11 protein-coding genes are annotated in these 11,464 nt (G+C 52.0%); 3 read left to right on the forward strand and 8 right to left on the reverse strand.

The features are described from left to right. Positions 1 to 51: 51 nt before the first annotated feature. Positions 52 to 1,167: a DUF3524 domain-containing protein gene (locus P8J86_08740; GenBank protein ID MDG2054781.1), complete on the reverse strand. Its 1,116-nt coding sequence runs from the start codon at positions 1,165 to 1,167 to the stop codon at positions 52 to 54. Positions 1,168 to 1,243: 76 nt separating this feature from the next. Between P8J86_08740 and P8J86_08745 the strand changes: the two genes are divergently transcribed. Further along, positions 1,244 to 1,741 (forward strand): transcriptional repressor, encoded by a 498-nt coding sequence (locus P8J86_08745; GenBank protein MDG2054782.1) that lies wholly within the window; start codon positions 1,244 to 1,246, stop codon positions 1,739 to 1,741. A 26-nt stretch (positions 1,742 to 1,767) separates the two neighbouring features. Here the strand turns inward: P8J86_08745 and tsaE are convergent, their stop codons facing one another. The 3 genes from tsaE to P8J86_08760 form a co-directional block, all read right to left on the reverse strand. Beyond that, positions 1,768 to 2,418 carry a tRNA (adenosine(37)-N6)-threonylcarbamoyltransferase complex ATPase subunit type 1 TsaE gene (gene tsaE / locus P8J86_08750; protein MDG2054783.1) on the reverse strand — a complete coding sequence of 217 codons (651 nt, stop codon included), beginning with the start codon at positions 2,416 to 2,418 and terminating at the stop codon, positions 1,768 to 1,770. Next, positions 2,384 to 3,322: a thiamine-phosphate kinase gene (gene thiL, locus P8J86_08755; protein ID MDG2054784.1), complete on the reverse strand. Its 939-nt coding sequence runs from the start codon at positions 3,320 to 3,322 to the stop codon at positions 2,384 to 2,386. The genes tsaE and thiL overlap by 35 nt, the downstream gene beginning before the upstream one ends. 337 nt (positions 3,323 to 3,659) lie before the next feature. Then, a complete protein-coding gene (locus P8J86_08760; GenBank protein MDG2054785.1) occupies positions 3,660 to 5,015 on the reverse strand; it encodes a glycosyltransferase N-terminal domain-containing protein in 1,356 nt (451 codons plus the stop codon). Between the two features lie 311 nt (positions 5,016 to 5,326). Here P8J86_08760 and P8J86_08765 point away from each other — a divergent pair, with 311 nt between their 5' ends. Continuing rightward, entirely contained in the window at positions 5,327 to 5,626 is a 300-nt protein-coding gene (locus P8J86_08765; protein MDG2054786.1) for an FHA domain-containing protein, read from the forward strand. Between the two features lie 2 nt (positions 5,627 to 5,628). Here the strand turns inward: P8J86_08765 and P8J86_08770 are convergent, their stop codons facing one another. From P8J86_08770 to rsmD, 4 genes are all read right to left on the reverse strand, one after another. Then, entirely contained in the window at positions 5,629 to 6,930 is a 1,302-nt protein-coding gene (locus P8J86_08770; protein ID MDG2054787.1) for a hypothetical protein, read from the reverse strand. Positions 6,931 to 7,007: 77 nt separating this feature from the next. Then, entirely contained in the window at positions 7,008 to 8,396 is a 1,389-nt protein-coding gene (locus tag P8J86_08775; protein ID MDG2054788.1) for a hypothetical protein, read from the reverse strand. A 256-nt stretch (positions 8,397 to 8,652) separates the two neighbouring features. Continuing rightward, the gene (locus P8J86_08780; protein ID MDG2054789.1) at positions 8,653 to 9,900 is read right to left on the reverse strand and encodes a CCA tRNA nucleotidyltransferase; all 1,248 of its coding nucleotides are present in this window, start codon (positions 9,898 to 9,900) and stop codon (positions 8,653 to 8,655) included. A gap of 9 nt (positions 9,901 to 9,909) precedes the next feature. Further along, entirely contained in the window at positions 9,910 to 10,521 is a 612-nt protein-coding gene (gene rsmD / locus P8J86_08785; GenBank protein MDG2054790.1) for a 16S rRNA (guanine(966)-N(2))-methyltransferase RsmD, read from the reverse strand. A 73-nt stretch (positions 10,522 to 10,594) separates the two neighbouring features. Between rsmD and P8J86_08790 the strand changes: the two genes are divergently transcribed. Further along, positions 10,595 to 11,449, forward strand: coding sequence for an alpha/beta fold hydrolase (locus tag P8J86_08790; protein MDG2054791.1), 855 nt, complete (start codon positions 10,595 to 10,597; stop codon positions 11,447 to 11,449). The last annotated feature ends 15 nt before the right edge of the window (positions 11,450 to 11,464 follow it).

Genomic DNA, 11,464 nt, shown 5'->3' on the forward strand with positions numbered 1-11,464 from the left:
AGGCTGGTGATACTGCCAGGGCTGATTCTGAGCTTGGGCCCCAGGATCGCCTTACTGGCTCGCTTGAACCATTCGCTCCATCAGATCATCAAGTCTTGCGACGGCCGCCTGGGCTCTTGCAGGCTCCAGGTGCTGGGCGATTTCACGACGAAGATCAGATGGACAGGCAGGCGGATTCGTTGGCGCGAGTCCTTGGGCTTGGGTTGGAAGCAACTCAGGATAACTCAATCGGTTTGGAAGCCACGGCAAGCACCCAGCAAACAAAGCTTCGACGACGGCAATCCCAAAGAACTCATGGTCAGCCGTCGAGAGCACCCAGTCGGCTTTATTGAGGAGGCTCCAATAGTCGCAACGCTCAGGAACATAACCCCAGTGTTCAATCCGTCCAGCCAAAGATTGTTTCAGTTGCCGCATTGATGGTGGGATGTCTCGAAAAGACTCTCCGAGAATGATCCACCTTAGATCCAAGGGCTCGGATAAACGCATCGCTATTTCCAAAAGCTCATCAGGCCCCTTGTCGTGCTCCCAACGATGTGGCCAAACCACCAAAGTCGGCTTGTTAATACCACGCTCAAGGCGATCGGGCTCTAAATCTTCGGGCACCTCAACAGGTGGCCATGCGACTTGAGCATTTGACTCAATGCGATCGATAAGGCTGCCTAGCTCGGCATCTGGACTATGGGCAACCAAGGCACGAATGCCCTCTATAAAACTATGGCGGTTGAAACGAGAATTGAACAGCACCATGTCTGCTGCAGCGCAACTCGTAAGATTGGTGAGAGCAAATTGGGCATCCCATGTTTTCTGGGCTTCTTTTTCGACGCCTTCGATTCGACGGCTTGGGTAAGCAGCCTGGTTCTCGTGAAGATAGAACGCGACGGGAATCATTCGCATTGGTGATGGCAAGCCTGCCCTGAGGTCACCGAGATTCAACAAGCTGGTCGCAAAAACTGCATCAAAACGTTGCTGCTCTATCTCTTGCCCCAGCAATCGTATTTGTTGCAAGAGCTCAAGGCTGCCCAACCTCATTCGCCATTTCCATGCTCGTCCGGGGCGCGTCAGCCATCTCCACTGATGCCGAGAGTGCCGTGATATTGCTTGCCGAGTTGCCTGGTGTGACCCCGTATCAAATGGCTCAAATGCGAGTATAGAAAGCGACTGTCCCATCGCCCCACTGTACCTTTACATTCCCAAATGCACCTACTGCCACCATAGTTGCTCGCACCGCGTTACACTTTCCACTGTGACGAACGAACCTCAGCCATCAATTTCTCTTCCAGAATCAATCGACCTCGCTGCCATGACGCCGCTGTGTTCGATCTTTCGTCGCTACTTGAAATCTCAAAATCTCAAGTACACGCCTGAGCGAGCTGACATACTCAATGCGATTATTGAACGCGATGAGATTTTTGAAGCGGACGAACTGATGCGAACACTTCGGTCACAAGGCCACCGTGTCTCCAAGGCAACCATCTATCGAACAATCAAGCTACTACAAGACGCCGGAATCATTACTGGCGCCCTTTTTGACTCAAAGCAAGAGCACTACCAACTCATCTATGGCCGCTCTCCGATCGATACTATGGTTTGCATCAAGACGGGCAAGACTCGGCAATTCAATGCCCCCGAACTCAACGCACTCCGAGATCGTCTGTGCAAAGAGGCTGGCTGGAGTGCTGTTGGCCACCGCTTCCAAATCTATGGCATTAGCGAAGAAGCCCAAAGCACCACCAGCGACTAAGTCATCGCATCGCACTCAGCACTGACTTATGCATCTTCCCAATCAACGTCCTTCAGCGGTCGCGACAAGGTGTAAGACCCACTAAACCAACGGCCAAGATCTGCCATCTTGCAGCGATCACTGCAAAACGGAATGGAATCCTGGTCAATAGCCACCCCGCAGACCACACACACTTGAGAAGACGCCGCATTCTGCAGCCAATCAGGTAGAGCCCCTGCCGCTGGTGGCCATTTGATGATGATCCGTCGCTGGCTCTGACCAACATGCTCGATCGTCACCGTAATACTTGAAGCGGGAAGCTGCCCGGCAATACGATCGGCCCACTCCACTGCAATCCAGGTTTCTGGATCGGCCACAAGTTCTGACCAGCCGATACTGGCTAATTCATCCTCACCACTAAGACGATAGGCATCGATATGAGCCAACTGAGCCTGCTCACCGCAGGGGTGCTCACTTGAAATGACAAACGTCGGACTATTGGCCATAGCCGCGTCGCCGCCCAATCCCTCGAGTAACCCCTGGACAAAACACGTCTTTCCGGCACCCAGATCCCCCACCAAAGCCACGCATCCGCCACGCGGCAGTGCGACAGCGAGTCGCCCTGCCAAGGACTGGGTCTGCTCAGGACATTCTGTAAAGAACTCAGTCTGCATTGGGTGCCCTTGAAATGTGTTCATAGCCAAGGTCATCAACACACTGGGAGGTGGCGCCATCATTGACGATCACACGACACGGATGACATCGCGCGGCATCTACAACTGTTCCCACGCGCGCCACTGGAATGCCATCGACCTCATTGACAGCTGACGAGGATGTAAAGCACAGTTCATAGTCTTCTCCATCAGCAATTGCTTCATGGAGTGACGCACCGTTCCTTCGGGGAATCATGGCCCCTTCGAGCTCGATACCAACCCCAGATGCCTTGGCAATGTGTCCCGCATCCCGTGCGAGACCATCACTGAGATCGATCATCGCATGGAGATCTTCTCCCAGAACCTTCTTTAGACGCAGCGATAATTCAATCCGCGGCACGAAATGTAAGTGATGCCCGTGCCCATCGGCCTCAAGTGTACGACCTAGTTCACCTGTCACATAAACACCATCACCAACTTCTGCACCGCTCCGCAGAAGCACCCGGCCATCATTGCTGGTTGCCAAGACGGTTACCGTCAAAACCAATGCCTGCCCCTTTTCCGGAAGCACCGCAATATCACCGCCAACAATAGGACAACCGAAGGACTGCCCCACCTGATGTACCGAATCAGAGAGCTTCTTAATCCATGCGTCATTGATCATTTCATCACCGGTTGGAATTGCCACCGTGACGACGCCTGCAATCGGCTTCGCCCCCATCGCAGCCACATCACTGAGACAACGACAAACTGCCTTTCGACCAACGAGTTCTGGCCCGACCCGACTGATGTCTACGTGCCGACCTGCAATGACCTGATCAACACCAATGAGAAGATTCATCTCATCTAGCTTGAGCTGAGCCATGTCATCACCTGGACCGACCACCACTGGCCCAGTTGGACCGGGGGTCTTCTTGAAAATGTGCGAGAGTAATTCTGATTCACGCATGATCACAACTCAGTAGCAACACATCACTTTCCTCAAACTCCGATGCAATGATTGTTGTTTCAATCACACACACTTATATCACGCTCAAACCGAAATGATTGACTACCTGCTGCCCTGAGGCGCAAAACTTGCGTAGGGCACCCTATCTATCTACGCAAATTCCATCAAGCGAAACAACACTTCTTGGTACTGGAGTGCCCAACAAGTCATATCATACGATCGCAGTCACGATCGGCTCCTTGCCGGTGAAAGCGTGGCAACACTTGTGGCGGGCTACCTGCTTAATTTATCTGCAAGCAAGAATGCGATTCTTAACGCAAGAAACATCTTGCTCATATTACATTGCTCTTTCTTCTCCGTCGTCGCTCTCATCTTGTATGAGGGCGGCGACCTCTTTTGTACTCATCTTGTGTAGATCACAACCGTTAACCAACGCTTGCAGGAGGCGGGCATGCCGTAGGGCTGCGCCCTGACGAGAACGAATAACAGCCCTACCTCTCTTTCCAATCTCAGTTGCATAGGCAGGGTTATCAAGCATTTTTTTTATTTGCACTGCTAATTCAGAGGCCGGGATCTGAATCAGACCGCCCCCTTTTACTAACACCGTAACCATTTCTGTAAAGTCACTCACAGCAGGCCCAACTATTGTTGGTTTGCCTAGGCCGATTGGCTCAGTCACATCTGATCCAAATAGATTGCCAAAGCTGCGACCAACAACCACAATGTCCGCCAGTGCATAGGCCTGGCGTAACTCACCTATTGTGTCAAGAAGAAATCTTCGTGTTGCTTTTGACTTTTCCGGCAAACGCTTTTCTGTAACAACCGTTCGCCGAATACAACCTGGCATTGCTCTGGCTGCTGCATCAAACCACTCCGGCCGCCTGGGCGCACAAAGTAGTTGCACATCAGAAGGCACTGCCTGGTGTAATAATGCGGGCTCGTTGGGCCCAGTCGATCCGGCCACCACCAGTGGAATGTCCTGGTCAATACCAAGTTCTTCTGCAAGTTCAGTAGCCCCCGGTACCACTTCTTCTGTCACCGCGTTATCCCATTTCATGGAATCTGTAACGAGCACAGGCGACGCTCCCAAAGCACGAAAATGCTCGGCATATGCTTCTGACTGAACACCACTGACTGCTAAGCGACCAAACGATGGCCGAACCATCCAACGAACAAGACGATAGCGACGGAAACTGCGATGACTTAGACGACCATTGATCACACAAACCGGAATTCTCCTGCGTTGACAAGTCGCCACCATATTGGGCCAGATCTCAAGTTCGACCAATGCAATGACATCTGGCTCGATCCGACGAAGAAAACGGGAAACAACCCAAGAAAAATCATATGGATATCGCACCACTTGGTGCCGGTCACCAAAAAGTGATTCAGCCCTCGCAATACCAGTGTCCGTTGTGACTGACACAACAATGTCGAGGCCACGTTGATCTAGAACATCAACGAGCGTACGAATTGCATTCACCTCACCAACAGATACAGCATGGAGCAGTATTCTCGTTCTGGTTTTCGTTAAGGGAGGCACATGCCCAAATCGCCCCGCCCAATCTGTGCGCAACTTCCCCCGCCACGCCATGCGCGGCAGAAGCACGGGTGAGAGCACAATGAGGACAACCAAGTAAATTACATCAGCAAGCCATCGCATTTGGCGAAAGTCTAGTGAATTGCGGGCCAAGCGTATTCTCAGCAAAGTCGATGGATTACCGGTCCTGTCCCGTCGAATACCCATTCTTGCCAACGAAATTGGGATTACCTTTGCTTATGCAGCCTGTTAAAAAGTCCAGTTTTTCTGTTCCTGATAGGGAGGCATTTCAGCATTCCTACTCGCCTCATTGACTTTTTAACCTAGAATAGAAAGTGGGCTTGGGATGATCTGGCAGTACATTTCTGCTTTTTAGTGACCTCCATCCCCACGTGCCTGCGAACTATTTGGATCGCGGGACAACTTGTCGGCTGCCCGACAATTGGTTTCTGGAGCTGTTGGTCATGATGGAGCTACACGTCTGCACCCGAGAAGGAGAAATGCTTCGAGCATTTGCTATCGGTGATAATGCAGAGCTGATCATCGGCCGAGATGAATCTTGCGACATTCAGATTCGGTCTCAGACGGTCTCAAGGGAACACTGCTCCATCGAGTACATCGGCGAAGAAATGATGCTGCGCGACCTAGAATCCAGCGGTGGCACCTATCTTAATGGCCAACGCGTTGAGAATGTGCGCATTGAAGACGGCATGGAGGTCTCGGTGGGACCAGCCATACTCAAATTCCTAGACGCTGATTTTTAGCACTAGCGCATGTCGCGTAACTGCTTTTGCAGATACTTATTCTCACGTTCGAGATCTTCTTTGGTCCGACCAATGTTTCTCGCAACTGGTGGGCACCGATCAAGCCAGCGAATATACTTCTTATTGCGCTCAATAAGCCATCCGATTCGAGCGGCTTCATTTGGAAATGACTTGATCTGGGTGTCACGCTGAAGTGTCTTCAGGTCGCGTGTGCATTTTTCGATTGTCTCTAACCAATTGTCATGCAGCTCACGACCGTAGTCGCTGATCTCGACCCATTGGTCAATTTCTAAATTCTCCGCTAACTCGTCGACCGTATCTGCTCGACCGTCAGCAAATCCAGAATCGATTGCTGTCGTGACATTGAACACCAGGTTCTTGCCTGGAGTACTTAAACTCACATCGCCGGATAAGTCGTTGTACCAGGTGACATCACCGGTTTCTGGATCTCTGGAATAAGACAGCGAGTATCGGTGATCAATCATGGCCGGGCCGATATAGGCACTCCGATTACCATTGGCCGTTACTTCCGCAAGACGATTAATCCAATCCTGCAGTGGTTGCCCGGTAATCGATACACCAGTCGCGCCATTAAAGCCCGTTGCTGCCCCGAGCGTCCCCCCGGTCTGGAAGTAGATTTCGTGGCAACACATCGCAGTGGCTGCCGCTGCCGAGATAGCGGATTTGATCCACGCCACCACACGGTGACGCTTCTTAATATCCTCCATCTGCTCAGCAATGATGTCGTATTCAAACAGACTGCCGCCACCAGAGTCGATGTGCAGCACAATAATTTGCCCATGCCCGCGCTTATCCGCTTCCTCGGCCATTTTTCGAATTTCATCGCTTCGAAACTCAACACCGACTGTACCGCTCAAGGGCAGCACAAAGACACCCTTCGAATTACTCTTTTCTCCTGAAGCAGGCTCACTGGCCGCATCAGTCAGAACTGGTTCGTTTTCAGTATCGTTCTGCCCATCTACTGCCGGCGATGGTGTGGATTGCCCAGGCTCTGAAATAGAGATCACTCTGGCAACAAGGATCGTTATTGGCGCCCCATCTTCTGCCCCTTGAACATCACTGATCTGCAAGAAAAGATCTGTCGCCTTTGCCAGCTTTCCAACAGCAACCTTTTTGCCTTGCCCACTACTGTAGACAACGCTGATCTCCTGCCCGATCTCACCACGCCATCTCGATCCATCTTCCAAGTTGATCCGTACTCGATCTCCAAATGCGACCGATCCTGTAAGCAATACCAACAGAATCATTGCCATCATTTTTTGTACGCGAGAATTGAAATCCATCACAATCCTTTCCATCCGATCTACCTGCGAACGCTCTCTTAAACCGAGTTACTGAAGACTACTTAATGACTGGCCTACTAGTTCCGGCCACCACCACCGCCACCACTCATTCCACCGCCACCACCACGGCTACCACCACCGCCACCTTGACGCATCTGCTTAAGCTGTTCATCAAGGATGGCAATCTGATCTTCAATGTACCCAGGCGTAATACCAATGCTCCGTGCGAGTCGAACCTGAACGGCCTCATACTTCTTCATGTTGCGAAGAATTTTCAATAGTACGCCGCGTGCTTGAGCAAGATAATTCATCGCATCAGCACCGGTCGCCCAATTCCGAAGATCCTGATACTCAAGCCAAAGATCTTCAGAAACCGCCAGCACCTTTCGCCAGCCTTCGATATAGCTGTCAACTTTCGTCTTTGCTTGACCGTCGAACTCTTCAAATTCGCGGTAATTCAGGAGCAATGCTAGATCAGCAAGCGAATCTGCTGTGCCCGAACTAAGGCAGAACTGCTCTGCCTTCTCCGCCGTAAATTGCGTGGTGGCTTTGTCCGTACCATCAACGGTGTAGTCGCCAGGTTTATTGAGACGCCACTCTACCTCACGCCCTTTCCAAGAGGCTGTTAAGTAATATCTTGGATCGAGCATCGCATCAGCCAACTCCATTGGTTGGCCACCGTATTCAAAGTGACCTTTGGCATGCCCGAGCCAGGCAGCCATCATCTTGGCACGCACTTGGCTATCTGACCAACTTGCAGCACCACTCTGCATTAAGACCTGAATCATCCCACCCAACCGAGCTTCAGGCATCATGTAAATTTCGTCCCATCCCATCGCGAGCAATGAGCTGGTACCGACTGCATCCTCAATCCATAGCACCTGCCGAATATCTCTCAGTGGCCCGACACGAAAATGTCGCAACAGCGCTTCGGAGTCATCCATGTTCAGCATGCTGTATTCCATGGGATCAAAATCACCCATCATCTTGGCCCGGAGCGTCTCGCCTTTATCTTCACTGTTGAGTTTGAAAATCAGAACGTCGGGTTTCTTTTCACTTGCCGCTATTTCTTCAGCAATTTCCGAATAGACTTCGGAACGAATATCTGTATTCATCTGGCCGCGGATTGGAATCACATAGAACCGAGCAACCGATTCGTCAGCTTGGGCTGCATCACTTGCATTCTCTGATGGGGATGCGGTACCACCTGTTGATGCCGTTGGGCTAGCGGCATCCTGAGTCCCCACAGCACCATGCCGGTCGATCTTCACAATCTCACTCTTCTGCAACTCCATCTGAGCTGAAAAACTGAGCCCCTCAGGCTGATACTCGAAAACGATATAACTATCTGTTTCTTTGAGGATCACTCCGTCTAGCTTGCGCCCATCTGCCAGATGAACGGTCGCTTTTTGGCCCTGCTCATCTTGCCAGACCGCTGCTTGCGCAGACATGGAAAGAGGGGTCACGTAACTCAACAATCCTGTCGCGAGAGTCAAGGCACACCAAGTCAGTGGCAGGTAAGTCCGTCCATGCATAAAAAGTCCCTTTAGGAGAGCTCTTGTGATTGAGGTCTGAACATCAACATTGACGCAGGCTCTAACAACCTAGTTACTGTATCCGACGCATCGGCAAGGGCAAGGTTCCCCCAACAATGACCTTAGATATCGTTTTCATAGACGATTATAGGGGCACCGTGCCCTTCATAGCCTCTTTACGAGAGAATCAGATCAAACGATGTGCCATTTCTAGAGCTGAATCGCGATCTGTGACCCGCTGCTCAAGCTGAGCATCATAGATCTCAGCGAGAACCTGACCTGTACGCTCCGAAGGCTCTAGGCCCATTCCAATGAGGTCAGTACCGTTGAGAAAGGGCTCTGGCTGAAGACCAGTCCTTTCTAGCTCATCAACTCGCGCCCTGATCGCCATAGCGCCGGGGCTGTCCACGGCTTGGAGAATCGCCAGAGCAGAGAGAAAGCCCAGCTTCACTGCTAGCCGCTTCTGCTGAGCCATTTCGAGCCCATCCCAGGCACGTGGCTGATCTGATTCACTGGTCAGTGCGGCGTGGATCGTAATGATCGAATCCAGCATTCGGTGATCGGCATTTGAGAGCATGAGGGCTTCTGCATACTGATGAACTTGAGCACTGAGATCAATACCGGGTTCATGCCGATCGAGCAGCCAAGCGGCCAAGGCAATGATTGCCTCCGTATTCGGCTTCATTCGACTGACCCGCATTGGCGCCCCCTTACGACTCTCATCCTTCAGGACCGGCCCATCCAAACCCAAACGCTGCAGCTGGGCAACGGCAATAGCTCTTCCCTCATGGCCAAGCATGAGATTTATTTCTTGGCCGATGCGCTCACGACTGATACCAGAGAGTGCTGGTGCCAATTGGGTGATCGCCCGCTCTGTTTTCGCTTCAAGAGCAAAACCGAACCGAGCTTGAAATCGAACTGCCCTTAACATTCGGAGATGATCTTCCTCAAAACGATCCTGAGCCGATCCAATGGCCCGAATCAACCTCGCCTTTAGATCTGCTTGCCCACCCACATGATCAATGATCTTCTCCGCAACGGGATCTTCAAAGAGCCCATTAATCGTAAAGTCACGTCGACTCGCATCTTCAGTTTCTCCCACATACTCAATCGATGAGGGGTGACGATGGTCCTCATATTGGCCATCGGACCGAAACGCAGCGACATCAAAACGATGCCCTCCCTGCGGCACTAAGGTCACACCAAAAGACATCCCAACCATTTGAGCATTTGAAAAGAGAGCTGCCACTTGTTCGGGACGAGCATCGGTTGCAATGTCATAGTCTTTCGGCGTAATGCCCAGCAAGCGATCACGCACACAGCCGCCCGCAAAGTAGGCTGTGTACCCTTCTTTTACGAGGCGACGCACCACGTCAATAGCCGCATCTCGCATCGGACGTGACTGACCTTTTTCTTTTCCCTGCGTTGACGTCATGCACGCATTCTATTCGGACTGTGGGGCTGTGCTTTGTTGATAGAGCAGCATCCACATAGAGGCGCCGTACTTATGTACTTCAGGCCCCTCAAATCCCGTAATCTCATGATCAACTTGAGATGGATCAAGCGGCGTCCGTAGGACCAGCCAACCCTGGTCAGTCATGATTGGAGATAAGGACTGTGGATGTGCCAATATTCTTTGCCTTGTCTCATCATCCTTCATGAACGCGTAAGGCGGATCGATGAAGACAACTTCAATTGGACGAGGTGCCCGCACTGCCACAATTTGACCGAGTGCATCTCCCATGAGCGCTGTCGCTCGATCACCACAATCCAGCGACTGAATATTTTCTTCCAGGAGTGAGAAAATGGCCCGCTGTCTTTCAACCAACAAGACTGATTTGGCACCCCTGCTGACTGCTTCAAGACCCATTGACCCAACGCCAGCGTAAAGATCAAGCACATTGGCATCTTCAAACCAACCACGCAAGAGGTTAAAGGCAGACTCACGAACACGCTGAGGCCATGGCCTTGTCAGCGCCGCGTCTGGTGGCGAAACCAATTTCCTACCCCGATAAATGCCCCCTGCGATCTTCAACATTCCAGTCAGCATGGACATCAGAACCAACCAAGTCAAGCTGTCTACACTTGACCCGATCATTCTGAACCAGAAGTGTATGATCCGATCTCATATGGATGATCGATTCAACAGACTGCCTGCAGCAATCCAAAAGTGCGCTACCTGGACCCGCCTCTCCAGCGTGGACATACCTGCAATGCTCATTCATCCCGATCCCGATGCATCGGCGCTCGCCCCCACCATGATTTGGATGCATGGGCGCACCTCCAATAAGGAGACAGATCCCGGACGCTACCTACGACTGATCAGAGCTGGGATTGCTGTGGTTGCAATTGACCTACCTGGGCATGGACAGCGTGCCAGCGAGGCGCTCCAGAGCCCCTATGCAGTCCTTGACGTCGTTCTACAAGCCGTCGAGGAGATCGACCCACTGCTGATTGCTCTGCAGGAGTACCAGGGATTTGATCTATCGCGTATCGGTATTGGGGGTATCTCAGCCGGTGGCATGGTCTCACTTTCCAGGCTCACAAGCCCCCACCCATTTAAGTGCTGCTCTGTCGAAGCCACGACGGGTGCTTGGCGTTTTCAACAGCGTCGCCCCAACCTCAGTGAACGGGGCCACCAAGAATTTCATCACCGCAATCCGATGGAACACCTTTCAACCTGGCGCCCCATTCCATTACAAGCGCAGCACTCTCGCTTTGATCAGTGGGTCGACTATCAAGGCCAAAAGGCGTTCCTTGACGCAATTGGCCGCGAGACCCGTCGACCTGATCTCATTGAGCTCACGACCTACGGACGAACTGGTGCACCTCAGGAGCACTCTGGATTCGGCCGCCGAGCTGCAGTGGCCAAAGATCGACAACGAGACTTTCTTGCACATTGGCTACTGGGTCTGGACCGCCAAAGGGCGCCCCAAAGTGATGAATCTGACCTTCAATCAGAGAACCCTGCCACGAACACCTAAGCCGCCCCCTTTGGG

This window comes from Phycisphaerales bacterium (assembly GCA_029268515.1).
GTDB lineage: Bacteria > Planctomycetota > Phycisphaerae > Phycisphaerales > SM1A02 > JAQWNP01.

What these genes read in the sequence shown, in the direction of transcription:
- rsmD (MDG2054790.1), bottom strand. Translation starts at nt 10,521, where the DNA reads ATGTCCATGCTGACTGGAATGTTGAAGATCGCAGGGGGCATTTATCGG.
- P8J86_08765 (MDG2054786.1), top strand. Translation starts at nt 5,327, where the DNA reads ATGATGGAGCTACACGTCTGCACCCGAGAAGGAGAAATGCTTCGAGCA.
- P8J86_08780 (MDG2054789.1), bottom strand. Translation starts at nt 9,900, where the DNA reads ATGACGTCAACGCAGGGAAAAGAAAAAGGTCAGTCACGTCCGATGCGA.
- P8J86_08740 (MDG2054781.1), bottom strand. Translation starts at nt 1,167, where the DNA reads ATGGGACAGTCGCTTTCTATACTCGCATTTGAGCCATTTGATACGGGG.
- P8J86_08770 (MDG2054787.1), bottom strand. Translation starts at nt 6,930, where the DNA reads ATGGATTTCAATTCTCGCGTACAAAAAATGATGGCAATGATTCTGTTG.
- thiL (MDG2054784.1), bottom strand. Translation starts at nt 3,322, where the DNA reads ATGCGTGAATCAGAATTACTCTCGCACATTTTCAAGAAGACCCCCGGT.
- tsaE (MDG2054783.1), bottom strand. Translation starts at nt 2,418, where the DNA reads ATGAACACATTTCAAGGGCACCCAATGCAGACTGAGTTCTTTACAGAA.
- P8J86_08790 (MDG2054791.1), top strand. Translation starts at nt 10,595, where the DNA reads ATGGATGATCGATTCAACAGACTGCCTGCAGCAATCCAAAAGTGCGCT.